Origin of the sequence: Phycicoccus sp. DTK01 (genome assembly GCF_017312765.1) — a bacterium.
In the GTDB taxonomy this organism is placed as follows: Bacteria; Actinomycetota; Actinomycetes; order Actinomycetales; family Dermatophilaceae; genus Phycicoccus; species Phycicoccus jejuensis.
The window spans coordinates 83698-110578 of sequence record NZ_BOPU01000001.1 but is presented as its reverse complement, the minus strand read 5'-3'; the positions used below and the strand labels follow the sequence as shown (position 1 = coordinate 110578).

General features: G+C 68.1%; 11 protein-coding genes. 5 read left to right on the top strand and 6 right to left on the bottom strand.

All coding sequences use genetic code 11. The annotated features are described in order from the left end of the window. Nucleotides 1–2: 2 nt before the first annotated feature. From J3473_RS00425 to J3473_RS00415, 3 genes are read left to right on the top strand one after another with little or no spacing between them, the layout of a single operon-like run. Nucleotides 3–1184 (top strand): DUF6361 family protein, encoded by a 1182-nt coding sequence (locus J3473_RS00425; protein ID WP_207021459.1) that lies wholly within the window; start codon nucleotides 3–5, stop codon nucleotides 1182–1184. Continuing rightward, complete coding sequence (locus J3473_RS00420) at nucleotides 1184–3013, top strand: phospholipase D family protein (protein ID WP_207021458.1); 1830 nt, start codon at nucleotides 1184–1186, stop codon at nucleotides 3011–3013. The genes J3473_RS00425 and J3473_RS00420 overlap by 1 nt, the downstream gene beginning before the upstream one ends. 23 nt (nucleotides 3014–3036) lie before the next feature. Beyond that, nucleotides 3037–6510 (top strand): helicase-related protein, encoded by a 3474-nt coding sequence (locus J3473_RS00415; RefSeq protein WP_207021457.1) that lies wholly within the window; start codon nucleotides 3037–3039, stop codon nucleotides 6508–6510. On the opposite strand, the gene J3473_RS00410 is transcribed toward J3473_RS00415, so the two are convergent. Then, nucleotides 6507–8462 (bottom strand): ImmA/IrrE family metallo-endopeptidase, encoded by a 1956-nt coding sequence (locus J3473_RS00410; RefSeq protein ID WP_207021456.1) that lies wholly within the window; start codon nucleotides 8460–8462, stop codon nucleotides 6507–6509. The genes J3473_RS00415 and J3473_RS00410 overlap by 4 nt on opposite strands. A 140-nt stretch (nucleotides 8463–8602) precedes the next feature. Continuing rightward, a complete protein-coding gene (locus J3473_RS00405; RefSeq protein ID WP_207021455.1) occupies nucleotides 8603–9811 on the bottom strand; it encodes a DNA cytosine methyltransferase in 1209 nt (402 codons plus the stop codon). 41 nt (nucleotides 9812–9852) lie between these two features. On the opposite strand from J3473_RS00405, the gene J3473_RS00400 reads away from it, so the two are divergent. Both J3473_RS00400 and J3473_RS00395 read left to right on the top strand, forming a co-directional pair. After that, a complete protein-coding gene (locus J3473_RS00400; RefSeq protein WP_306790168.1) occupies nucleotides 9853–10302 on the top strand; it encodes a very short patch repair endonuclease in 450 nt (149 codons plus the stop codon). A 67-nt stretch (nucleotides 10303–10369) separates the two neighbouring features. Beyond that, nucleotides 10370–10612: a hypothetical protein gene (locus J3473_RS00395; protein WP_207021453.1), complete on the top strand. Its 243-nt coding sequence runs from the start codon at nucleotides 10370–10372 to the stop codon at nucleotides 10610–10612. A gap of 10 nt (nucleotides 10613–10622) precedes the next feature. Here J3473_RS00395 and J3473_RS00390 read toward each other — a convergent pair whose 3' ends face one another. The 4 genes from J3473_RS00390 to J3473_RS00375 are packed head-to-tail and all read right to left on the bottom strand — an operon-like array spanning nucleotide 10623 to nucleotide 26881. Then, nucleotides 10623–12833: a UvrD-helicase domain-containing protein gene (locus tag J3473_RS00390; RefSeq protein WP_207021452.1), complete on the bottom strand. Its 2211-nt coding sequence runs from the start codon at nucleotides 12831–12833 to the stop codon at nucleotides 10623–10625. Then, a complete protein-coding gene (locus J3473_RS00385; RefSeq protein ID WP_207021451.1) occupies nucleotides 12833–19297 on the bottom strand; it encodes a DEAD/DEAH box helicase in 6465 nt (2154 codons plus the stop codon). Before J3473_RS00385 ends, J3473_RS00390 begins: the two co-directional genes overlap by 1 nt. Further along, nucleotides 19297–23958 carry a DNA methyltransferase gene (locus tag J3473_RS00380; RefSeq protein WP_207021450.1) on the bottom strand — a complete coding sequence of 1554 codons (4662 nt, stop codon included), beginning with the start codon at nucleotides 23956–23958 and terminating at the stop codon, nucleotides 19297–19299. The genes J3473_RS00385 and J3473_RS00380 overlap by 1 nt, the downstream gene beginning before the upstream one ends. Beyond that, complete coding sequence (locus tag J3473_RS00375) at nucleotides 23945–26881, bottom strand: helicase-related protein (RefSeq protein ID WP_207021449.1); 2937 nt, start codon at nucleotides 26879–26881, stop codon at nucleotides 23945–23947. The genes J3473_RS00380 and J3473_RS00375 overlap by 14 nt, the downstream gene beginning before the upstream one ends.

The window sequence follows — 26881 nt, the reverse complement described above, 5'->3', positions numbered from 1 at the left end:
AGATGACCTCAGCCTTCGCCTGGCTGGACAACGACGACGCCCAGCAACGACAGATGAACGAGCTGCTCGAGCTCTTCAAGGAGGACTCGACGGTCGACGAGCTGGGGATCGGCACCATCCGCGACACCTTCGCCAACGAGCTGTTCCCCGGTACCTCTGTCCTGCAGACCCGTGCCCGCTACTTCCTCTTCACCGGCTGGTTGATGCGGGATGTCATGCGTCAGGGCCTCACCGGCGATGACGCCGTCGCTCGCCTCCGCGCCGACGAGGTCCGCCTCATCACCGCCCTGCTCAACGGTGGCGAGCTGGCTGGCGTCATCGGGAACCGTGCCCGCCACCGGTTGAAGCGCATGCCCAGTGAGGCGTATTGGGCCGGCATGGGCCGATTCGGGTTGCGCACGTGGGACCTCAGCATCTCGGCGCACCTTCGGTCCGGTTCCGCACGCGCGCTGATCACCAGCCAGGACCCAGACGAGATCGGGCACGAGGCCACTCAGAACGGCCTCGACCGCGCTCTTCCTCCGGCCCCGGACGGACTGTTGAGGGAGAGCAGCTTCGATCTCCGACCGGAGGATGCGGCGTACCTGACGGACCGCATCGCCGCGGCTTGCCCGACCTCGCTCCTGGCCTGGCTCGCCCTACACGAGGACGACGTCTCGATCGACTACGTGTGGCAGCACCCGGCCGCCGCGCAATTCCCGGAGCACGCACGGCACCTCGTGGACCACGCGCGCCGCTTTCACCACGCCATCTTCGGATCAGCACTCCTCTACAACCTGCTCGTGGCTGAGAAGCGCGGTGACGCCCAGCTCGTGGATGCCTTTCGGGAGTACCTCGATGACTGGGAGGACGAGATCCGCTCGGAGCAGGTGTTCGACGGATGGGATTGCACACACCTGTGGTCAACCCTGACGCGACTCAACCCGCGCTTGCGAGTCGCGACCAGGATGTTCGTCGACGCCTGGCTCGATCGCGCGCAACAACGTCACGTCGCCGACGACGCATCGGCGAGAGACCTGGTGCGAGACCGCGAGGTCCGGATCAAGGGTGGACGTGCTCGACTTGCGAACCCTGCCGCACTCGAGACCTGGTCCGAAGCAGCGGGTCTGGCACGACTCGACTACCGGTGGGGTGTCGCATCCCGCCACCTCGATGACATCTACGCGGCTCGAAGGATCCGCTGATGCTCGCTCCGGAGACTCGTCGACTGTTGACCGACGCTCTACGCCCGCCGACGGGTTTCAGCCTGGACCTCGCGGTCGCCACGACGTACTCGCTGAACCTCACGTCGCTGCTCATGGCGCCTCTGGCCATGGCGGCTCACGATGTCATCGGCGGAGCGGACGACAACGCTGGACCGGACCCCATCGCCCTGCTCGAGGCAGTTCGACGGCACGCGGGACGGACGACCGTCTTCTGCCAAGCGGGCGGCGTGCATGTACCCGGCCGCTACCGGCCCATGCTCGGCTTCATCGAGGACTCCGTCGTCCAGGTCGTGCCGCAACGGGATGACCGCGTTTTCCACCCGAAGATCTGGGCCCTGCGCTTCCGCGGCGCGAAGGGAGACGTCAGGCATCGCTTCCTGTGTCTCAGCCGCAACCTGACGATGGACAGGAGCTGGGACACCGTCGTACAGCTCGAGGAGTCTGCCGACGAACAGGGAGTCGACACGGACCCGCTGGCCGCATTCCTGCGTGACCTGCCGGGGCTGACGTCACAGCTCGACGACGAGCGGCGCGAACAGATCGACGACCTGGCCGGCACGCTGGCGAGGGTGCGGCTCGATGTGCCGGATCCCTTCTCCGACGGCACACTCGTCCCCCTCGGTACGGCTTCTTCTGGCAGGGCGCCGCGTCCAGAGACCGCCGACCGCTTGGTAGTGATCTCCCCGTTCCTCGACGCGGGTTTCCTGCGCCGCCTCCCACGGGTGGGTGCGGACGCTCGGCTGGTCTCCCGTGGCGAGACGTTCGACCGTGTCGGCGGCCAGGCTGTCCCCTCGGGCATGACCACCTGGGTGCTCCAGCGCGCAGCCGAGACACTCGACCAGGATGACGAGGCCGTCCCGGACGGGACCCGCGCTCACGTGGAGCTCTCCACCGGCCTGCACGCCAAGACGTTCGTCTGGGACGAAGGCCGAACTGGACATGTCCTGACCGGGTCGGCCAACGCCACCACGCCCGCATTCGATGGCAACGTCGAGTTCAACCTGCTGCTCCGTGGTCCGGTCCGCTCATGTGGCACGCGCGCGCTCGTCGCCGACGGCTCCGACACCGGAGAGGTTGGATTGACACGCCTCCTCCAGCCGTACGCGATCATCTCGCCCGAACCATCGCAGGACCCGGCCTTCGAGGCGGAGAAGGCGCTCGAGCAGTTTCACGCGCGCCTCGCCATGGCCGGGCTGCGGCTCGTCGCCGTCGAGGATGCCCACGGCTCCTACACGGTGTCGCTCGAGTGGCCCGAGGTCGCCGCGCCGCCCCAGTCCTCGACGATGGTGCGACTGCTGGGTCGTGAGGGGCATGGTTTGCGCCTCGGCGACCCTCTCACCTGGAACGCCGTAGCGGCCCCTCGTCTCTCGCCCTTCGTCGTCCTGGAGACGCGGCTCCTGGCCGACCCGTCTGAGGTGAGTCGATCCTGTGTGGTCAAGGGTGAGTTGGTCGGGGGGCCGGAAGACCGTCAGCGGCAGATCCTCCGCGAGCTGCTGTCGAACGAGAAGGACCTGCTGCGGTACCTCGCGCTGCTCTTTGGTGACGCGACCTTCGAGTCGCTCGTCGCTGGGCTGGGAGACCAGGTCACCGACGGCGATGCCGGGCGGTCCGGCCCGAGTGTGACAGCGGACGACCTCGTCGTCTTCGAGCCCATGATCCGTGCGGCCGCTCGGCGTGATGGATCGCTCGCCCGAGTGGACTCGCTCCTGACCGAGCTCACCGGTTCCGATGGCCGGATCCCTCACCTGTCCCCGGCGTTCATGTCCCTCTGGACGACTGTGTGGGCCGCCGCGAAGGAGCTGCAGTGAAGACGACTCACCAACGACCCGACATGGAGAAGGAGCTCGCCGGTCTCAAGGACTTCCAGCGGCGCACCGTCGATCACGTCCACGAGCGACTGTTCGGTGCAGACCCCGTTCGCCGCTTCCTCGTGGCGGACGAGGTGGGGCTGGGCAAGACCTTGGTCGCCCGAGGAGTCGTGGCCAAGACCATCGACACGCTGTGGGACTCGGTCGACCGCATCGACGTCGTCTACATCTGCTCGAACAACCAGATCGCCGGCCAGAACCTCAAGAAGCTGCGCGTCGGCGCGACCGACGACACCCAGCACGCCGACCGTCTGACGATGTTGCCGAAGGTGATCAGTCGGCTCGAGGGTCAGAAGCTCAACTTCGTCTCGTTCACGCCGGGCACGTCGTTCAACCTCAAGGGATCGGGTGGAGGCCGAGCCGGCGAACGGGTGCTCCTGTACTGGATGCTTCGTGATGGCCTGCAGGACAGCTCGATGCGCGCGAATCGGTGGATCCGCTTTTTCCAGGGTGGCTCGGCTTTCGACAGCTTCAGCGACCAGCTCGCCTGGTTCGACGCCTACGACAGGAGCTCGCTCAATGAAGAGATGACTGCCGAGTTCGCGGACATGGTGCGCCGGGAGCGGTACGGCGAAGAGTCGCTCGTCGACGCCCTGACGTCATGCGCGGACGAGTTCAACTACCTGCGCAAAGGCACAAAGGTCCCCGACGAGGTCAGCGCTCGGCGCTACCGGCTCATCGGTCGCCTTCGCCATCTCGTCGCGACCGCTTCGGTGGCGCGGCTCGAGCCCGACCTCGTCATCCTCGACGAGTTCCAGCGCTTCAAGAACCTGATGAGCGAGGAGGACGAGACTGCCGAGCTCGCCCATGCCCTCTGGAACCACGCTGACGCGAAGCTGCTGCTCCTCTCGGCCACACCGTTCAAGATGTACACACTCCCGGACGACCCCGAGGGTGAGGACCACTATGAGGACTTCCGCGACACGGTCCGGTTTCTTGCTGGGGCCGAACGTGCCGATCGGGTCACCCGACACTCCGCCGCGATGCGCAGCGCGCTCTTCTCCGGTGATGTGACTGCTGCGCGCGCGGCCCGTGATGGGGTACAGGAAGAGCTCAGGCGCGTCATGGTTCGGACAGAACGCCTGGCGGCCACGCCCGATCGTGACGGGATGATCCGCAACGAGACGCTCCCCGGAGTCGAGCTCGCCGAGCGCGACGTGCGCGCCTACATCTCGGACACGGCAGTCGGCGACGTTCTGAACACGTCTGACGTCTTGGAGTACTGGCGCAGCGCGCCCTACCTCTTCGAGCTCATGGACAGCTACCAGGTCAAGAAGCGGCTCGCAACGGCGGCCGAGTCGCCCAACCAGGCTCTGACGGCCGCCTTGACCGCGGGCGGTCCGCGGCTGTCGTGGGACGGGCTGCGGACGTATGAGCCGCTGGACCCGGGTAACGCCAAGATGCGCGGGCTCGTCGCGGACGTCTTGGGTCGCGAGGCTTGGAGACTGGCCTGGATCCCGCCGTCACTTCCCTACGTACGGCTGGCTGGCCCGTACGCTGAACCGGCGCTGAGGGACTTCACGAAGCGTCTCGTGTTCTCGTCCTGGACGGTCGTACCGAAGGCGATCGGGTCCGTCGTGAGCTATGAAGCCGAGCGTCGACTCACCAACACCACGCCGACAGCGGCTCGCGCCTACGATGCGGCACGGCCGACAGCGCTTCTCACCTTCCAGAAGTCCGAAGGTCGACTCACCGGGATGCCTGTACTTGGACTTCTCTATCCGAGCGCGGCGTTGGCAGAGGCGGGCGATCCGCTCGAGATCGCCCGGGGTGGCGCGCACACCCTTCCGTTGGATCGGGGGTCGTACGTAGGGGCGGTGCGAGAGCGCGTCGAGCGACTGCTCGAAGACCTCCCACCCGGCTCGGAGACAGGAGTCGACGACGACAGCTGGTACTGGGCCGCGCCACGTCTGCTCGACCAACGACGCGTGCAGCGTCCTGTCGACGAGGATCTGCGGTGGGGTCGCAGCTACGACACCGAGGCCGCAGACAATGAAACTCGTTTCAACGAGCACCTCGACAGTTTTCTCGACGTCGATGTGCGCGACTTGGGCCGACGTCCCGATGATCTCGTTGACGTTCTGACCCTGCTGGCCGTCGGTGGGCTGGGGGTGCTCGCTCTGCGCGCGCTCGTGACGGCGGTCCGTCTCGGTGGGCACGTCGACGACTCAGCAGTCCGCTCTGCGGCGTCCGACATGGCGTGGTCCTTGCGCGGGCTCTTCAACAAGCCGGAGATCATGGCAGCCGTTCGATACGACGGCGGCCGTGACCTCCCCTACTGGCAGGTCGTCATGCAGCACGCCCTCGACGGCGGGTTGCAGAGCGTGCTCGACGAGTACCTGCACGTGCTCCTCGAATCAGAAGGTCTGACGGACAAGCCCCTCGACGAACAGCTCGACCGTCTGACAGAGGTGGTGGACGCTGCCCTTGCCCTTCGAGCCAGCACCAGCAGCGTGCACTTCTTCACGACGGACGGTGAGCGAGTCAAGATCGACAAGGACCACGGACTTCGCAGCCATTTTGCTGTCCGCTTCGGCCGAGGGACGGCCGAGGACAGCGCCGCTGTTCAGCGCGAGAACGCCGTGCGGGCGTCCTACAACTCTCCGTTCTGGCCATTCGTCCTGGCTTCCACCTCTGTGGGCCAGGAAGGTCTCGACTTCCACCAGTACAGCCACGCCATCGTGCATTGGAACCTCCCCGGCAACCCGGTGGATCTGGAGCAGCGGGAGGGCCGGGTTCACCGGTACAAGGGGCACGCAGTGCGCAAGAACGCTGCGGACCGGTATGGCGGCCGATCGGAGGTCAGCGAGTCCCTCGACCCATGGCGGACGATGTTCGAGCTTGCTGCAGCCGATCGCCCCGAGGGCGAGTCGGAGATCTATCCCTTCTGGGTGCTGCCGGGCAAGTACGCGATCGAGCGCTACGCACCGGTCATGCCGTTGAGCAGGGAGACGCACGCCCTTTCTCGCCTGATGCGAACACTCGGCGCGTACCGCTTGGTCATGGGCCAACCGCGGCAAGAGGAACTTCTGAGCTATCTCGGTGATCGAGTCGACCAGCTCGCCGACCTGGGCATCGACCTGTCGCCGCCTGAGACAGTCGCCCCCTCGACGCACTCGGGGGTGCCCATTGACTTCAGGACACGCCCCTCGGAGCCGGCGAAGCGCCTCGCACGAGAAGTTCCGGTCGCTTTCAGGTCCGCGCCTGCCAGCAGGATCCTGGACGTTGTTCGTGCGAACCCGTGGAGCTTGGCGAGCGACGTGGCCGCCGAGGTCGGTCTCTCCACCGGCACGGTGCGCGGTTACCTCCATCGGATGCGAAAGGCTGGGCTGCTCGAGACACGAGAGGACCCTTCGATCCGCAACCCTCACGGCGGTGGAGCATTTCGCTTCTGCGTCAGAACAGACGACATTGCGAGTGCGAACCCGGGGAGCTAGCGACCCCGTCGCTCAGCCTTCTTCAGACGATCAGTCAGCTTACGCCACACCTCACCGGGCGACTCGTACAGGTTGATCACGCGGCCGGCCGCCCTCGTCACGACCTCGAGGTCGATCGGTGGGACCGGTTCACCGGGCGACAGGTACTGATGAAGATGCGGCGGCAGCACCGCATTCGGATCGAGGCGCAAGCAGGCGATGTACGCGACGGCCTCTGCCTCGCACTCCGCCTCTTCCGTCGAGACATTGCGGTTGGGCCACAGGTCTGGTGTGGGCGACCCGACGTGGCCGCAGTACACGTGTCCCAGCTCGTGAGCCAACGTCGCGTACGCAGCTGCATCGTCGAGATCCCGGTTGATCTCGATGTCGATCGTCACCGGGACGACGTGCGGCTTGGCGCGCTCGGACCTGGCGACCGACATCGTGCCCGACCCCCACGCCGATCTCGCGGACCCGGCGCTGCCCGAACCGTCGTGGGTCCGGGTGATGCGGATTCCCTCTGACCTCGCCGTCCGCGCCGAGAGGTCGAATGCGTGATCGGCGCCCACCAGGGGCGCCATGCCGAAAGGGTCACGAATCTCCGGTGGAAGGGCGCTCACCGAGTCGTCGCTCGGCTCCACCTGACTGACGTCGAAGACCGGCAGCACCGGCCCGAACGTCCTCAGGATGATGCGGGGACGCTCCCCCGGCTTCACCCGGTGGTCCCAGTCCTCCAACCACTTGTGCGCCGGAAGCACATAGCGACTACCGGGCGCCTGTGCATCGAGAAGCAGTGCGTTGTAGGGCGCCAGCTTGGTGAAGCGACCGATGAGGCGCAGAAGTCCTGCCACGGCGGGCCCGTCACGGTAGGTCATGGCTTCCTGGATCAGACCCCGGACGGCCTTGGCGACCTCGTCCTCGGTCGGGTCCGCAGCGCCGAGGTCCAGCTCGAGCTGTCCGAACTCGCGGCGGTCGAGAGGTGCGTGAGGAACGGCAGTGGACACGGAGGTTGCGACGCCGTGGTCGGCCAGCGCTTCGCCGACCAGGGACGACCCACTGGTTGTTGCCGCGACGGCGAGCTTCGCGCGGTCGCGGACCCCCACGGTTCTGATGGTCGGAGCCGTCGGGTGACCTCGCATCGGCGCGATCTGGGCCTCGTAGACGGCCTGCACGGTTCCCACCTCGACCCGCTCGACCAGGCCGAGGGCCGTCAGGTGCCTGGCCGTCGACGAACTGAGAAGACCGCGTTTCCCGCCGACGACCGCCGGGCCCCCACCGCACTGGATGACCAGACGAGCCAAGCCGAGGGCTTGCTCGAACGTGAGCTCGGCGACCGACTCGTCGAGCCGCGAAGCAGCCACGAACGTGGGCGAGCCCGAGACCCGGCGGCCACCGGTCCGTGACGCCGACTCAGGGGCTTCCCTGGCCTCCGTGCGCGACTGTTCGCCGGCAACGGGAGGGAGAACCCAGTACAGTGCTCCCGCGGCTCTGGTCAGCGACGCTGCAAGCGAGAGCAGTTTGTCGGGTTCGTCCTCGAGCTCGCCGTTTTCGCTTCCCTTGACCCCCAGGGTCGGAAGCGGAGGCAGGACCGGGCCGGTGGTCAGGCTGATCGAACCGTCGACCGCGAAGCCGTGATCAACACCGTTGTCCGAGGACAGGGCGTCGAGCAGCTCCAATCCCTCGGCCACTGCACAGACGTCGTACTCAGCCGAGTTCCGCTCGGGTTCCGTCAGAGCGCCGGCGCGCTCGAGCAGCGCCGACCGGACGTGTTCGGGTTCAGAGGGAGCCCGACCGTCCTCGAAAAGTCTCTCGACGACTCGCCGCAGCTCGAGGAGCTGCATGTGGACGAGGTCGAGCAGCGCAGACGCCGCCCAATCGGGGCTCGCTCGCTCGCCGCGACCGACAAAGTCGCCGTACCGCTGATGGCCGGGTTCGGCAGCGTCGATCGCCTGCTCGGCCAACACCAAGCTCACGCCCGCGACTCGAATCTCGTGCGGAACGCCCGCGAACCACGTCAAATCACCCACCCCCGAGGCCCTGTGTGAAGGATCAGGAAATCACGTCCCGATCTTCCTCATGTGAACTCAGCGATGGTGGGCGCGTCGTTCAGCAATCAGGCACGTGCTGAATTCATCTCAGTCGAGGCGACCGACCCGTCGCCGTGGAAGGCCAGTGGAAGAAAGCCCGATGAGGACACCGGCTCGTCCTGCGTTCTCACCACCGGAATGGTGAGGGAAGGATCGAGTGCGGCCGCGATACTGCGCGCCAAGGCCGACGCCAGGGCAATGGGGACCGCGTTGCCGATCTGCCGGGCTATCGCGGTCTTGGTCCCGACCCACTTGTACTTGTCCGGGAAGCCCTGGATGCGAGCCGCCTCCAGGTGGGTGATGGCCCGGTGCTCCTCCGGGTGCAGGTACCGGCCCTTCTCGGGCTTGAAGAACTCGGTGCGGATCGTCACCGACGGTCGGTCCCAGTGCAGACGCCCCATGACGTCGGACGCTCCGGACGTGTGCCGACGCCAGCACGGTGCGGAGAGCTCGTCGGGAAGGTCGTGCCGGTTGCCGCCGCGCTTGATGTGCGCGAAACGCCGGAGCGACAGGTCGGTGTACTGGCGCGTGATGTGCAGGTCGCGGCCGCGGAACGGACCAGGGAGCTCGGTTCCGGCAAACGGGTGGAGGTCGGGGTGCGGTAGTCCGGAATCGCGCACCTCTTGAGGCAAGCCGCGCCACGCCCATCGCACCGTTCGCCAGTCCTCCCGGCTCCGGGTGGCCAATGGCCAGATGGGGGCATGCATGTCTCGACGTCGACCGATGACGATTCCTCGCTTGCGCACCTGCGGCGCTCCGTGGTCGGCAGCGTTGAGGATCCTGGTCTCGAAGGTGTAGTCCTGCAGGAATCCCGTGCGGGTCGCCTCCTCGAACATTGCGAGCTCGGGTGATCCGAGGAACTGCGGAACGTTCTCCATGACGAAGTACTTGGGCTGAGCGAGGAGGATGGTTTGCGCGTACTTCCGCCACAGCGAGTTGCGTTCATCGGAGAGGTCCTGACGCCCGAGGGCCGAAAAACCCTGGCACGGGGGGCCGCCGAGGACGACGTCGACCTGGGGAACCGCCTCCTCGTTCAGCCAGTCCTCGATACCACCGTGATAGGCGACACCCCGACCGTGGTTGGCCTCGAAGGTCGCGGCTGCTGCCAGGTCCCACTCGACGGCCCTCTCGACACGAAAGCGTCGGTCCGCCTGCCGGAAGCCCTCTGTGAGCCCACCCGCGCCGGCGAACAGGTCGAGTGTCGTCATCACCCCTGCCCCCGAACCCGCCGTCATGGAGGAGACTCTAGTTCGTCCGGACCGGTCGACGAGCGAGGGTGGAAGCGGTGTCGTCAGGTCAGTCTCAGTCCTCACGCCCATCCCCCGCGGACGCGGTGGTCCGGCGCCGGATGGAGCGTCAACGGCGTCGCGACACCGATCCCGAGATGCGTCTACGGCGAGCCCTGCACGCGCTCGGCTACCGGTACCGGATCGATGCACCACTTCCCGGCATGCCGCGGCGACGAGCCGATCTCCTGTTCACGAAGCACCGCGTCGCGGTCTTCGTGGACGGGTGTTTCTGGCACGGCTGCCCCGCGCATCGCACCCACCCCAAGAACAACGCCGAGTGGTGGCGGCAGAAGATCGAAGGCAACATCGCCCGGGACCGGGCGACCGACGAGCACCTGGCGGAGCGAGGATGGTGCTCCGTGCGGATCTGGGAACACGAGGACGTCGACGAGGCCGTCGGTCGGGTGGTCGCACGATTGCAGTCTTCGTCGTCGTGAGCGGCGGCCGACTCGCCGATGGTCGCGAACTTCGTCGAGTGGTGCTCCAGCTGTCAAGCTGCGGCGCATGGCGACGAAGGACGACCTCAAGCAGTGGGTGCTGGACGCAGTGACGGCTCTCGGCGGGAGTGCGCCCATCCCCCGGGTCGCCGAGCACCTGTGGGCCGAGCACGAAGCGGAGCTCAGGGCATCCGGCGACCTCTTCTGGACGTGGCAGTACGACATGCGGTGGGCCGCACAGTCGCTCCGGGACCAGGGACTGCTCGCCGCCAAGCAGGGCCGGCGGACCGGCACCTGGGACCTGCCCTGAGGCGGAGGCGTCACGCAGGCACCGACACCAGCGGGCTCGCCTTGCCGGACCACGAGACCACGAGGAGATCCCGGGCTCTCGTCGCCGCCACGTAGAGCAGCGAGCGTTCACGCAGGAGGCCGTCGGTCCGTGCGGTGTCCTCGTAGGCCAGCTCGCGCAGCCCTGCCGGAAAAGCCCCTTCGCGGACACCCAGCAGAATCACCTTTCCGAACTCCGTCCCCTTGGACCGGTGCATGGTCATGACGACAGGCCGACCGGCCTTGGGGTTGCCCTGCCCGACGCTCTGGGCCTTCACGCCGCGCTCGGCGAGGCCGTTGACCACGCGCTCTTGCTGGTAACGGTCCTTGACCAGCACGGCCAGGGTCTCCCCGGGGTCGCCCGCGTCGATCCACTGCTTCAGGTCGGCTGCCGCCGCGTCGAGCTCCTCGTCCTGGTCGGCACATCGCCGCAGACTCACCGGTGGGCCGCTGCGGGCCGACCGGTATCCGGTGTGGTCCTCGGCCTCCCCCGCCAGATCCGAGTAGTCACCACCGTCGAGGACGGACATGGCCCAGCGCAGGTTCTGCGCCGTCGTGCGGTAGTTCAGGGTCAGGCGGCGCGCACGTCCCACGACGTCGATGCCGACGTGGGACAGCGTGATGCGGTTCCCGTAGATCCTCTGATGGGCGTCCTCGGAGATGAACAGGTCGTTGGGCCCGGGAGCGACGGCCGCCCGTAGCAGCTTCCAGTGCGACGTCGAGAGGTCCTGGGCCTCGTCGACGAGGACGTGGTCGAACGGTCGTCCCCGGCCTGCGAGGGCCTCGAGCTCGAGATGCTTGGCCGCCAGAGCGGCCACTTCCGCGAAGTCCACCCGGCCGTGGGCACGAGCGCTCGCCCGGTAGGCAGCGACCACGTTCCAGACCGCGGTGCGCTTGACACGGTCCAAGGCGACCCCGCGCCCGGGACGCCGTACCCGGAGGTACTGCGTCAACGAGGTGATCCCGTGGGGCAGGACGACCTGGGCGTACTCGTCGGTGAGGAACGACCGGTTGCGCAGAGGCTCCGGCAGGTCCTGCCCTCCCAGGGCAACCGCCTCGTCCCAGGCGGCCTCCGGCGTGCGGTCGATGACGTCGAGGGTCGCCACTCCCAGGACTGCCTCGGTCGCGTTCCTGATCGCTCCCTGGGCCTCTCGCACGACCTGCGCCGCGAAGGCGTCGATCCCGGAGACCATGACACCCGACCTGCCGATGGCCTTCGACATCGGCACCGACGGATCGAGCCTGACCAGGTCACGCTCGAGCATGTCGGCCAGGTTGCGCGTGTAGGTCGTGACGAGGACGCGAGGGATCGGTGCGCGACGCGCCAGCGCTCTTGCCCTGTGCAGGACGACGACCGTCTTTCCGGTCCCGGCACCTCCGGTGACCCGAGCGGGACCCCGGTAGTCGCGGTCGACGAAACGTCGCTGCTCAGGGTGGAGGAACACCCGCCAATCGCCGAAGTCCCCCTCCTCGACCACCCTCTCGAGCTCTTCGTTCGACTCGATCCAGGCGAAGGAGAGCCGGCCTGCCGGGCGCTGGAGCGCGTCGACGATCTGTTCGTCCGACACGGACTCGCTCGCGACGGGCGCTTCGAGTCCCAGCCGATCCTTGATGTCGTCGACGGACAGGCCACCGGCCAGGTCGAGGACCGCCAGACCCTGCCACTCGGCCGGCGCGACCGCGGCGACCGCGAGAAGGGCGTCTTCGTCGTGGGCGCCCAGAACCTGCTCTGCGAATCCTCGGTCGAGCCCCAGCCCCTCCACGAGGTCGCCCACGCCGTACCCGATCAGATGGGGGCGAGCCTCGGGCGTCCGGACGGCGTCCGCCGCTCGGGGGGCAGCGACCTCGTCCCGGGCCGGCGTTTCCGCCGGAGCAGGGGCCGTGGCCTCGATGATCTCCGGCACTCCGGAGATGGGGTTGACCGTCAGGCACACCTTCTTCGCCACGGCGATGGCGTCGTCGTGCGGCCAGATGCCGTGCAGGACGTAGTCGACGGCATCGGGTCGGGTCAGCCGGAACAGGACTGCCCGGTAGCCCTGGTCGACCCGCCCGGTGCGCACCCGCGCGTCGGCGCTGTTCTGGATCGGCTCGATGTGCAGACCGGGGAGCGCGTGGTCCTCGTTGAGCTTCTCGACGAACGCGAAGGCCTTCGCCCGCAGTGCGGGCTCCAGCCGGCTCACCGACCTGGTGATGATGACGGACATCAACGTCCTTCCTGTCGGGCGCCGAGCGCCGTGACCACTGAGTTCACATCCGAGGCGGCGACCCGCCACCCGGCTGCGACGAGATCCGCGACCGTGTCGTCGTCGCCCTCCAAGAGCACAGCGACGCGTTCGGCCAACCAGGCGAAGTCCACCGGGATGCCGTCCGCCACCTCCGCACCGTAGACGGGCGGTCGGACACCGGCCGCGGACCACGCGGCAATCAGATCCGTCGCGACACCGGCGTCGACCTGCCGGAGGAGGGCTGCCCACTCGGGCGCGACCCGCTCGAGCATCTCCTGACGACGTCGGTCGGCGACCGATCCGTCGGCGCTGTCGGCGACCAGACCCGAGGCGCTCGTCACCAGGACCACCGGATGCCCTGTGGTCGCGAAGGCGTTGGACAGCTGCAACCAGCGTCGCCACGCGGCCGCGTGCGCGGGGTGCGCGACCGCCTCCGGCCGGTCGTCGAGGACGAGCGCCGTCTCCGTCGCCTGCTGGTGCTCCGTGTCCACGGTCGTGAGCACCCCGACGTGTCCCGACTGCCACCAGATGCCCTGGGTCCCCCCGGGCCCGGAGGCCACCGCCTCACCGCGGACCATGGCCCGGGCCGCCTCACCGATGCCGACGTCCAGGTGCCCGAGCTCGGACACGCCGACCTGGCTCCCGACGAGCATCCAGACGGCGTCCGCCAACGCCTGGCGCGGCGCGTCGTGTGGCTGCTGGATCCACGACACCAGGAAGGCGACGGGTCCGGCTCGCAGGACGTCGACGGCGTCCTGGTTGATGCCACCTCCGGGCGAGCCCGCCGGCTGCGCCATGAGCTGCGACGTCACCTGGGTGCTCACCCATCCGACGTCCGGCGCCTTGGGACTCCCGGGCACGAGGTCGGCGTCGGTCAGACCGAGAACCACGTAGCCGTGTGCGCGAAGGGTGTTCCGCTTCTGCGCGTCCGCGGCGACGACGTTGTGCTGCGGGGACGCGTGGAAGGTGTGGCCGTCGGTGAAGATGGCGACCGGCGGGATGTGCGGGTCGGACGACCGCAGGACGAAGTCGGGCTTCGAGCCGTGGGCCGACACCTGGGGAGTCAGGTTCCACACCCTGGCGTCGTGCGGAAGCGTGACGGTCAGGACGTTCCCCGACGGACCGGGCTTCTCCTTGACGGTCGCGTTGATGGCCACCATGCGCTCCGTGAACACCTGCCGGAAGAGCAGCTCCAACGGGGATTCGCCCGACGCGACGACCGGCCCCTCGGTGACCGCCCAGGCGGGTGACGTGGGGTCTGCCACGGCGCCCTCCTCCGCCGCATCACCGAGCAGCATCGCCCGGAGGTGTCGCTCGGCCGCGACGCGTGAGAGCTTGTCCGCGCCCAGCCCCCGCGAGAAAGGCAACAGACACCGGTGACAGGCCAGCCGATTCTCGAGACGGCACTCACATCCGGCGACGACGCGGTGTGCCGTCGCGAGCACGCTCCAGATCTCTTGCGGTTGCGCCAGGTCGGTGAGGTAGCCCGTCCCCCCGGGCACCGTGTCGTGAAGGAGCAATGCGTCACGGACCTCGCCTGCCGACCCCTCGGCGACCGGAGCCGGCACGGTCACGACCGAGATGTGATCCGGGTTTCCACCCATCCGCTCACGGAGGCCGAGCAGCAGGGCGGCGGCCAGGCTCGGAACGGCGAAGACGTCACCGAGGGTGACGGACGTGGGCAGCGTGAGAGCCAGGCCCTGGGTCGTCAGGGAACGGGTCAACGCGACCGACCGGGCGGTCTCCGTGGGCGAGGTGCGCTGCGGGCACCACGGCCGGTGCTCGCTGCGGACGTTCGCGTTCGTCTCGCTGTCGGCCTTCCCACACGAGGAACAGACCCGGAAGAGGGTGTTGGGAGTGCCCTGCCCCGCGACGCGACGGGCCATGACAGCACCCGCGGCCACCCGCCCTGCGTTGACCCAGCGGAGGACCATCCCGTCGTAGTGGGCAACACCGAAGCCTCCCTCGGCGGCGGTCCACTGCCTGGTCACCTTCGCCGGGTCGAAGTCCGGGGCGGGGACGAGCACGAACTGGGTTCTCTTCCGTTCGTCCCGGGACTCACCGATGCGGTGCTCGTCGCGACGCACCTCGCTCATGACGCGCACCAGCTCGACGACGTCGAGCCGTTGACCGGCGTCGGCGATCTGGAGGCTTCCGCACCGCGGGCAGGTCGACACGGCCTGACCCGACTGCTCGAGGTCGACTCCGTACCCACAGCAGTCGCACCAGGCCCACCGGCGCACGTTGGCCGCCCGCGGGCCGAGGTCGAGGCCGTCGATCTCCATCTCCAGACCCCGGGCGTAGAACGTCGCCCCGGGCGCGAACTCGCGCAGGGCGTTCGCTGCAGCGCGATCGAACGAACGCGGTTCGGACACGAAGGCGTTGGTTTCCGGGTCACGCCAGGTGACGGAGACGTCGAGCGTCACGGTGTCGTCGAGCAGGGTGTAGTTCGGCAGGAGGCCGTACTCCTCCAGCGCGGCGATCCACGGTTCGGTGCGGTGCTGGTCGTGCTGCTTCTCGACGAGGACGAGCGTGGCCCGGGCGGACCGGAAGTCACGCTTGTCGTCGTCCGTCGCCGCGGGCGACTCCGCGGCGGCCTTGAGTGCCGGGATCGTCGACAGGATCTCCTGCCGACGGAAGGCGAGGCCGGAGTCGAACGACTGCCACCGCTGGGCCGCCGCGTACACCGTCGCAGCCAGGCCGGACGTGCCGGCGTCCGGCTCACCGTCCTCGGTCCGGTCCGGCGTGGCCCACCGGACCAGGGATGCCGAGGCCGCCTCTCCGAGGAGCCCGAGCGAGCCCAGGAAGTCGGTCAGGCGCTCCTCGGCGTGCTCCTCCGCGTCGGAGACCAGGTCGGCGAGGAACGACCCCTCGCCCGCCGTCTGCAGCGCTGCTGCGGCCTTGCGCGGCAGCGAACGTGAGGGGTCGCGAGCGAGCCCGTCGACCACGGACGCGAGGTACTGACGCCGGAGGATCTCGGCGGCGTCGAGGTAGGTGGCGGGAGGACGCACCTCACCGTTGATGACGGACAAGGGGTCCCCCAGCCGGGGCAGGTACTCCCCCCGACCCGTGACGAACGCGAGGTTGAGGGCGTTCCCCGTCAGTCGTCCTGCCCGACCGACACGCTGGAGGTAGGACGCCACGGTGTCGGGAAGTGAGGCCAGGACCACCGAGGACAGGTCGCCGATGTCGATGCCCATCTCCAGCGTCGGCGTCGCCACGAGGACGTTGGGTGCTCCGGGGTCGGCGCTCCCGGCCTTGAAGTCCCTCTCGTACTCGAGGCGCAGCTCGTCGTCGAGGAGGCTGGAGTGCTCGCGCGAGACGATCCGCCGCATGTCGCCGGAGGCGTAGAGGCGCCGATAGAAGTTGTCCTCGCGGCCCGCAGCGTGAACTCGCCCTACACACCGAGCGACGTCGCACCGGCTTCCCTCGAGCTGCCGGACGACCTCCGGGGCACCGTTGGTCTGGGTGCGGCAGACGTCACAGACGAGCAGGGTGGGCGCACCCGCGAGTTCCTGGTCCCCGAGCGGCACGACCACGACGGAGGTCGCGGGCACGGCGAAGACCCGGCCCCCGCTCTCGGTCGAGATGGCGGTCAGCACGTCCGCGTCGACCAGTCGGTCGAAGAGGAGGCGGGCCAGCTTCGCTCCGTGCTGGACGCTGACGTGCAGGCTCCGGGCGGTCCAGAGGGCGTACCAGCTCTGGGCGGAGGTGACCGGATCGAGGAGCGGTTGCCGGTCGCCCGACCCTCCGCCGACCCGTGGGAACGCCGGCGCGGCCCGCCCCGCCGGGAAGGCGGGCATGCCCTGCGTCCGGGGGCGCCCACCCCAGATGAAGTGTCGGCGTCCGTCGGAGGCGATGTAGCGCGCCAGCCACTCGTGGTGGATGCCTCCTTGCCGTCGGACATGCTCGAGGAGGCCCCTCACCCAGGCGACGACCTGCTCACCCGATGTCTCGGCGAGGGGCGTGTCGAGGGTGTCGTCGGCCGACTCGGCCAGGGCTCGGCGCCCGACGGCTTCGAGCTTCGACGCGGCGCCGGCCTCGACCATCACCGCCACGGCACCGGTCCGTTCGAGGGTGCGCCCCACGGCGGACTGCAAACCGAACTCCAAGACGGCGTCGAAGAGCAGGCGGCGCTTGACCCACGCGCGGGCCTTTCGTCGCTCGTCGGCCGGGAAGTGGGGGTCCCACCACGCGTCGAACTCGTCACGGCCCACGCAGTCCGGCGGCACCATGCGGTACCGGCGGAACGGATCGTCCCCGGCCCGGTGGAAGACGCGTTCGGCGAGCTCGTCGAGATTGCACCGCTCCTCGCCCAGGGCGTCGCGCAGGACGGCGCGGAACGTGAGCGTGGCCGAGCGTGCCTCGACGAAGCCGGCCCGGTGGGCCGCGTCCTGCACGCTGTCCGTGAAGACGAGGGCCTTCTTCTCGCGCGGGTCCAGGGATGCGTCGCCGAACATGCCGGAGAGCGCGACCGAGAGCAGGGTCGCGATGGCACTTCCGAGGAACCTGATGCCGTCGCGCTGGAGGCAGCTCGGGCAGGTGTCGTCGTTGCCACGCTCGTCGGCATCGGCTCCGCGATGCGTGAGCACAGGCAGCACGAGGCCACTGCGCACGTCGGGAGCATCGGGGTCGGCGAGAGCGGTCCTCAGCGTCCGGTCGGGAACGGACAGCCAGGCCAGGCCGGGGATGTCCTCGGGTCTGCCGCTGGGCCCGTGCCCGAGACTGCGATCGGCCTCGGCCAGGGCGGTGAGCAGGGGGCGGAAGCGCCCCTCCCGGCGAGCGTGTCGACGTCGGATGTTCGCGTCGTCCGCGTGCAGGTCGTCACCCGTCGCCGCCAGCTCGATGCCCCAGCCGGATCGACCGCAGTGTCGGCAGTAGATCGCCGGGAAGCTGGGGGGTACTGGCTCACCGTCGAGGTCGGAAGCCCTGCCGCCGTCGTCGGACCAGCGGAACGCCGTCGTCATCGAGGCGTCACGGTCGATCCGGGTCAGCTCGCGCACCCAGAGGTTCAGCTCGACGGTCAGGGCGCCTCGCCCGGCGAGAGCGCGGACGTGGCTGAGCACGGCGAGGAGCGCATCGACGACCGTGCTGCGGTCGGCGTCGTCGGAGAGCGTCGAGGTGGGGAACAGCCCGACCACGAGATCCGACATCGACGCGGCGTCGCCTCCGCGGGCTGCGAGAGCCCGCACGTCGGGCAGCGCCTTGACGAGCACGAGGAGGCGCCCTGCGTCGCCGAGGTCGCCGAGACCGGTCCGGGCCGCGCCCGCAGGACCACCACCGACGGATCGGACCAGCGCCGAGAGCACCGTTGCCGTCAGTCGCTCGATGTCGTCCCGCGCCTGCCGGCAGTCCTCGGCGAGGACCGCGATCTCGCCCGAGAGCAGTGAACGCAAGGGAAGGGCCGTCAGACCCTCGGACTCGAGGGACGACACGGCGTCGCCCACCCAGTCGTCGAGGTCGAGCCGAGACTCGGTGACGACGGCGTCACGGGGAAAGGCCTCACCGAAGACGGTCTCGGCGAACCGGAGCATCGATCCGGGGTCCCCGCCGCCGCCGAGGGTGGCCGAAGTAGCCACCGGCGTCAGCCGCCCCAGAGGCCGGGTGCGGTCGTCCGTGCTCATCTTCGGATCCGTGTCGGACCAGTGACTCTTGAGCGCCAGCCCGAGTCGCCGGAGCAACATGGCCACGTCGGTGCCCTGGGCACCGTCGTAGGTGTGGAACTCGTCGAGCACCAGGTAAGTGAGCGAGGTCGCGCTCTTGGCCCAGATGCCCTGGTCCTGCTGTCGGAGCAGCAGCTGGTCGAGCATCTTGTAGTTCGTGAGCAGGATGTCCGGAGGGTTCTCACGCATCGTGCCGCGGTCGTTGATCAGCCCGCGCCGTCCGACCTTGGTCCGGTGGCTTCCGTCGCTCTCGCCCACATAGATGCCGGCCGTCACCGACGACAGCTCGGGTTTGTTCGTGAGCAGCGCGGTGAGGCGCCCCGCCTGGTCCGTGGCGAGAGCGTTCATCGGGTAGAGGACGATCGCCTTCGTTCCGGTGACGCCCTCTCGGTTGGCGCGGACGCAGTGGTCGAGGATCGGGTGGAGGAAGGCCTCGGTTTTTCCCGAACCGGTGCCCGTTGTGACGAGCGTGGGCAGCGGGCGCGGCTTGTCCGGCCCGAGGTCGTTGCTCGTCAGACGGCGGTACGCCTCGGACTGGTGGCCGTAGGGGACGAGGCCCGGGTCCCACCCCAGCGACCCGCGCCAGTCGTCGGCGGCGGGTCGGAAGGGCAACCGCAGACGGGCGTACGGGCCCTTGAACATGCCGTCGTGTGGGTCGTCGAGGAACGTCCCGAGCGCCTGCGCCGCTTCCGGGTCGGCCAAGGCGAACGTCGTCGTCAGGTAGTCGACGAGCCCACCACGCACGTCGGTCGCCACGAGTGTCGGCAGCAGCTCCGCCATCAGGCGCCCTTCGTCTTCTCGGCCAGGCGCCGCTCGAACTCCGCATAGGCGGTGCGCATGTCGGCCTCACGGTCGAGCGTCCCGAACGGCAGCTCGTAGGTGTACTCGACCCCACTGCCGGGATGCACGGCCTTGCGCTCGTCCTCGCTGATGGCGTCGCCCTTCTTGCGCCACACCGACAGCACCGAGTTCGGAACGAGCCTCCCGTTTGCGTCGTACGTGTATTCCCGGTGGTCGTAGCCGTACAGGACCGCGAACTGCGTCCGATAAATGGTGCACAACTCATCTATTGGCACCCCTAACATCAGCGCCACAAGGGAATCGATCTCTACCGCGGCATTCCGTCGATCTATCGCCTTCCGCAAAGGGCTCTGGCGGGACCACTCGGACGAGACCCCTTCGCCCCCCCAGTCCTCAAGGATCGGCCGAATACGCGCCATCTCCTCCGCCCAGCAATCATTCCAAAGGTCAGCGTAAGCAGTTGTCAAGCAGTTAAGACGCAGCGTTCTAATGAGCAGTTCCATGATCAATGGATGGTCCAGCGAGACCATAGGCAGACGCTCAAAGACTCCTCGGAGGATAGCGCTCTTGGGGGCCGCTCTTACATTGAAGTCAGAAAGGAGAGACGCGCAAACGCCCGCCGCCGCAACCAGCTCATTGAGGGAGCCGTGAGGGCAGCCCATCGAATAGACCCCGATAACGTGGGCCGCACCAGGCGGAATTATGGCTGGAATAAATGTACGTTCGCCCGTGTTGGCCGCCATCGCACGCCACGCGATCCGATAGTGGTCCCTGGCCGGCACGAGGACGTCAGGATTGGACGCATCTTTCCAATGCGTATACAAGCGGTCATATACGGACCGCTCACCTGAGGGCTTATATGCCGTCACTGGGAGCGCGTCGGTAGCAAGCGACTCAAGATCTGTAAGGGTCCAATCTTGCTGATGAAGCAGACTGGCATTTGGTGCTTTGTATAAAGGCCTACCTACAAATAGGTGGGGGCCTTGAAGAATGGCATCTTGCCACGACGCGATTCCCCACTCAGAATGAAAGCGTCCCTTCGCTCGGTCGATCTTCTCATTCCACCCACCAGAAAACTGCAGCCCAAGCGAGCGCATCCGCGACGCGGTGGACAGTCTTTTCAAGGCGTCGCTTGCGTCCGCGTTAACCGTGTACAGCATCCGGGTCTCACGGGTAGGCGTATCCGAACTCTCAAGCGCTTCGCGCCAAACGGTGAGCTCGTCTTCGCGAACACGCATAATGCGCGAGGCGTGCGGTCGCGCGTCCCACCTTCCGGACGCATCTTTAAAGCCCGGCTGCTCGCCACTTCCATCGTGCGACATTGACCGAATCACGGTCTCTGGATGATAGAGTGCGGAAGCGTTCAAGAACGATACCATTGAACGTCTTCCATAGATATTAACACCGAATGACTTCTGATCCTGAATCTCGAAGAGTCTCAGCTCGTTGAAGAACTGCCAGTGTCGACGCAAACGCGGGTAAATCGCATTGCGCAGCTTGCCAGCGCGCTCATCTGTAAAGTGGGTCTCCAAATGAATTAGACCAGCCGTTCCAACGGATGAAGAATTGCGCCAAGCCAAAGACATGAAGCACCGGTATAGATCGGGGCGGAGGCCATCCAGAACAGGATAGTTGACTACGTCGGTTATGAACTCCCGGAGAGCAGAGACGTCTGCGGTCGAAGCCAGAATTGGCGTTCTCATTGCTGAATCAACGGCCTGCGCTCGCTGAACCCTCTCCCTCTCCGAAGGTTTGACGGCAAGCCCCCACCAAGGATCGCACTCGGCACGGAGCGAATCCACGTCAACATCAGGACGCACCCAGGGCGGGTTTCCGACTTGCAGGTCGAATCCGCCTCGCGCGAACACTGTGGCGAAGTCGAGCTCCCAGTGGAAGAAGCCCTGCCGGTCTGCCACCCGCTCACCGACCTCCACCCAGGGCGATACGGAGCGAATGGACTTCATACTCTGAGCGGCCGCCCAATTGAGGTCGTCCGACTCTTCGGCGTTGAGGCCGTCCCACGTCGTCGAGTCACCGGAGAAGGTGTCCATCCAGCGGTTCTTCGCCGCGGGAGCCACGCCGAGGATCGCCTCGCAGCTCCGGATCCACTCTTCCGGTGTGGGCGGCTCCGTCTCGGTCTCGGTGAGCGGCCAGAACCACAGCGCGCACCACAGGTCCATCACGAGGCGGAGCCGCTGGTAGGCGCCGTTCTCGTCGGCCAGAGAAGCCTCAATCTGCTCGCGGGTCACCGCAACGGCGTGGTCCGGCGCCTCTCGACCCCACAGACCGATGGTCCGACTCGACTCGGCCTCGGCGATGCGCAGTCGCCTCAGGGCGAACTGCCACAGCGTCTCGACGCGCTCACCGAGCGCCGTCAGCTGCTGGATCTGCTTCGCCGTCGGCTTCGATCTCGTGGACTTGCGCCAGGCCTTGAGCGCGGCGACCGCGTCGGGCGCCAGAGCCGCGACGTCCTTCGGGACCTCCGTGGCCGAGCCCCAACCCTGCGCCGGCAACAGGAAGTGGTGGATCCGACTCGACGTCGCTGAGAACGCGATGCCCTTGTCGATGTTGTCGGCCAGCTCCGTGAGCGGCACGTCCTGTGGAGTCGCCGTGAGCCACGACCTGTCCCTGAGCTGGCTCTGCGTGTACGTCGCCCGCCGCGCTCCGACGAGGGAATTTCCGCGGCGCAACCGCAGACCGAACCATGGCGCGGACAGACCCTTGACCATGGTGTCGAGCCAGAGCGAGACCTCGGCGAGCTCGACGGCCGTCGCGTTGAGGTCGACTCCGTGCACCTGATGGAGGGCGATGTGCGCCTTCACCTTCTGGAGCTCGGCCGGGTAGGCGTCGGGGTCGATGCGCTCACCGAGCTCGTCCTGCCGCCGCTTCAGGTACTCGGCGGCGAGCTGCCGAACCGCCTCGATCGCGAACGCCCCCGAACCCAGTGCCGGCTCGCAGACGCTCAGGCCGAGGATCTCCTCGGCCGTGGTCGTGCGGCCGTCCTGGTCGTGGAGTTCCTCGAGCGCCTGTGACACGGTGAAGCGAGTCAGGACCTCCGGTGTGTAGTAGGACGCGGACTGCTGCCGCTCGCGACCCGCCAGCCGGAACACGAACGTCCCCGCGCGGTGGCGGACAGGACGCCGCTCCCCCGTCACCTCGTCCTCGACCGTCACGAAGTCTTTGGCGTCGAGGTGGTCCGCCCGGGTCGTCGGCACGACCCACGACCCCTTGGAGGAGTCGCCGTCCTTCGCCACCTCGAAGAGGTCCTCCTCCGCGAAGAATCCGGTGTACGACATCAGGCCCTCGTACACCGCTCCCAGCTGGTTGATGCCCAGCTCGACGTAGGAGATGAAGCCACGGTCACGGCCCTTCGTCTCCTTGCTGAGCAGCAGGTGCCGCAGCACCTGTTGCAGCGCCTCGTTGCCGAGTCCCACTTCGTCGATGTGCGCCACGGCCTCGGGGCGGAAGAGGTCCGCCCGGAGCGGGTTGAAGACCAGCCGGTCGTCGGCGCGTTCGGGAGTCCCGGAGCCGTCCGAGCCCCCGTCGCCGTGGCCCCCGTCGACGAGGGCGAAGAGGCGGGCCAGCGAGTCGTACAGGTGGGTGCCGTGCCGGCTCTGCTCGGTGTGCAGGTCGACGAGGATCAGGTCTCGCAGTCGGTCCAGGCCGTAGCCCTGGTCGTACTCGGTCGCACCGACCGGCAGCACCTCGAGCTCGGGGGACGCCTCCGCATAGAGCAGGAACAGGATCCGGTAGAGGTATCGCAGCGACTGCACGGCGAGGGGTTGGGCTTCCCCCGCCTCGAGAGGGTCGAGTCCGTGCGACGCGCGGCGTCGCACGACCTCGTTGGCGATGATCTCGATCGAGAGGCGGACCCCGTCCCTCAGGTCCTTCGAGACACCGACGGTGTGCTTGACGGAGTCGTCGAGCACACCGCTCCACCAGATGCCGCCGTCGTCATCGGGACCCAGGGAGTGCGCCTCCAGACAGGTGAGCGCACGGTCGATCTCCCCACCGCGCCGCGTGTCGTTGCGTTCGACGACCAGGCGGAGGTCGACTGCCAGGTAGCGGCCCTCGGGCCACCGCTCCTGCTCGGCGACGAGCACCCATGGCCCCGCGAGCACGAGCGCGAACCGTGGCGCCTCGTCCTGCACGAACAGGGAGGACAGGAGCCGAGCAACGGACGTGTACTCCGTACCGTCGTGGGCGACGTACGCCTCGACGAGGGTGTGACCGTCCTTGGCGACGAGGTCGTCGACGGTCTCGACGGCTCGCCCCGAGACGACGACCAGCGGCGCCGCCCCGGTGAGCCCCTGCGTCGACACCGTCGTCAAGGGGCCGTCCGAGTCGACGACGTACTCCCCCGTGAGGAAGCCGAGGAGCGACACCATGCGAGCTTTCAGCCTGGCCGTCAGGCGGTCACGGTCGCTCCCTGCGCCGAGCTCGCCCAGTCGTACGAGGTCCCGCTCGATCTCGGCGCGCTGACCGGAGAACCGGTCACGGCTCGTCGGCTCCTCTTCTGCGTCCCACTCCTTGCGGCGTTCCAGGACCTTCGCGTGGAAGGACTGCGACGTCGCGTCCGTGGTGAAGTAGTGCTCGCTGATCCAGTTCTCGCCGTTGACGAAAGCGTCACTGATCGGCATCTCGGGACCTCTCGTCCGGGTGGATGTCGGCATCGTCGACGGGGTGTTCGGCCGGCACGACGACCAGCAGGGGGCGGACCAGACGACGGTCGGGGGAACGGCCCTCGGCGAGCGCCTTCTCCTCCTGAACGCCGACGCGGCGCTGGGCGACCTCGCTGCGCTGAACGAGGACGTCGGCCTCCTGTGTCCAGTCGTCGATGCGTCCCGCCCACTCCGCGACCTGCGCCTGCACGGCGTCCGCCGCGAGGGAGAACTGGCCGTCCATGCGTGCGCGCGCCTCTCGCACGGCGTGCGGAACGAGAGCGGTCAGCGACGCCACGTCGGCGACCGGACCGGGATTGGCCATGGTCGTCCCGACGCCCACACCGTCGAGCATCCGCTGCGGGGAGTCGTGGAGCTCGACGACGGAGCTCTCCGGCCGGCCCGCGGTGAAGAACACGACGGAGATCCAGAGCGACGACACGGTGAGTCCGCTCCGGTTCGTCAGACTTCCCTGCAGGAGCACCGTGGGATGGTCGACGGTGCCACGGACGGCAGCGATCTCATTGCGCGACATCGCGGCCAGTGCGCGGTCACTCACCCAGTCCAGGACCGGGTGCAGCGGACCGAGGAAGTGCGCCTCCGGCCAGGACGACCCGGTGTCGTCGGCCAAGGCCGCGGCGAGCAGGGCCTTTCCGCGCGCCTTGGACGTCGCGAGCTTCAGCCCCTGCATCACCCGTCGCTGGGTGAGGTACTCCTGCGGCAGGACCTCGAGGCGCCTCTTCAGGTCCGGGGGCGGAACGAACTCGACCACGTGCTCGGCGGCATGCCGCCGCCAGGACACCCCGCCCGACCTGCCGTCCGCCCCGGGGGCCGCTTCGGGGGTCGTGTAGATGTGGGTCAGCGCCTCCTCGAGGTAGTCGACGTCGGCGGCGTACAGCGAGGATCGCTCCGGGGCCGACGCCGCGGACACGACGTCCGGATCGTCGGACTCTCGTACGGACCGGAGCCGGGCCAGCAGACCGAGGACACCACCGTCGGCGGTCACCTGCTCCGGTGTCGCCACGACGTCGTCGAGACTTGCCTCCCCCGCGAGAACCTTGCGGATCTCCTTCTCCTCGGCGTCGACGTCGTACTTGCCCATGAGGGACGCCGCGTCGCCCAGAGCGGTGTGCGCCTCCTGCTCCTTCTCCAGCAGGCGGGTGAGCACGCGCAGGTCACCGGAGAACGTGTCGTGCGACGGTTCGAGCAGCAGGGTCGTGATCTGCGGGGCGTGCTTCTGCCCGTACCGGTCGATGCGACCGTTCCTCTGCTCGATCCGGATGAGGGACCAGGGAATGTCGAAGTGGACGAGGTGGTGGCACTGCAGGTGCAGGTTCACGCCCTCGGACGCGACGTCCCCCGTCACGAGCACGCGGATGGGCGAGCTCTCCTGTTTGAAACTCTCGACGATCGCCTGCTGGTCCTGGTCGGACAGGCCACCGTGGAGGACGACCACGGCATCGTCGGCCACCCCCAGGTCGCGACGGAGGCCGTCGGCCAACCAGTGGAGGGTGGCGACGCGCTCCGCGAAGACCACGGCGCGCATCGCGCTGCCCTTGCGAACACCGATCTCCGAGAGCCGCTCCAGGAGCGCTGCATACTTCCCCGAGCCTCCGGACGTCGACCTCGAGGCCTGTGCGACGAGTCCGGCCAACCGGTCGAGAGCCTCCCGTTCGCGCAACTGAGCGGGGTCCGCCGTCGAAAGGCGCCCCATCCGCTGCGCGATGGTCTCTGCCAGAGCGGGAGGTGACGAGAGGAATGCCTTCGCCAGTGTCCACGGGAAGAGCGCAGTCCGACCCGAGTAAGGACCTCGCTCCCGGGGGTGGAGCCACACGTCGGCCAGCTCGGTCGCCACGGCGTCCTCGCTCGGGGACGCGGGCACCAGTCGGTGCACCGGCTCGGCACGTTCCGCCCAGTCCGACCCCACGACGCTGGCAACCTCGGGACTGTAGCGATGACGACGCACGACGAGACGCCGCACCTCGCTCTCGACGAGCTCACCGTCGGCCCTGACCGCCGTCGGCTCGAGCAGCCTGACCAGCTCGGCGAAGGACTCGTTCCGGCCGTTGTGCGGCGTTGCGCTGGCGAGGATCAGGGCGTCAGTGTTCGGGGCCAGTACGCGGGCGAGCCGGTTGTTCTGGGTGTGCGAGTTCGTGACGCCGTGCGACTCGTCGATGACGACGGCATCCCACCGGTGGTGTCGAAGATGCGCGAGATAACGGTCGTTCTTCAGGGTGTCGATCGAGATGATCGCGCGCTGGTACATGGTGAACGGGTTGCGCGTTGCAGGCAGCTTCTGCCGGACACGCTGGATGCCCACCGAGTCGAGACGGACGAACGGCAATGCGAAGCGCGTCCAGAGCTCGTGCTGCATCTGCTCCAACACGTGGCGAGGGCTGACGACGAGGATGCGTTCACCACGTCCTCGTCGGACGAGCTCGGCGAGGATCATGCCGATCTCGAGGGTCTTGCCGAGACCGACGGCGTCGGCCAGCAGGACCCGTGGCCGGAGGTTGGCCGGGTCGAGCGCGCGCCGCACGGCATCTTGCTGATACCCGAGCGGGTCGGCGAGCGCCTGGCTCGAGACCGAGAGGTCCGGGTCGTCCACCGGCAACGCCGTCTTGCGCAGTGTGGCTTCCAGCCACAGACGGCTGCGCCGGTAGCCCGGAGAGTCGTCGGCCACGACCGTCATTCGTGCCGGGTCCACCACCGTGATGCGGTCGAGCGACTCGTAGAAGGTCGCCGTCGTGTCCCGGACCAGCTCGGACAGTCCGTGGACCGTCAGCAGCTGACCGTCCGTGGTGGGCTTGACAGCAGTGACGAGCCACTCCTCGTCCCGGACCCGGACCACGGAGCCGGGCGCTACCTCGACCGGCGGCACTGCTCCTGCATCGACACTCAC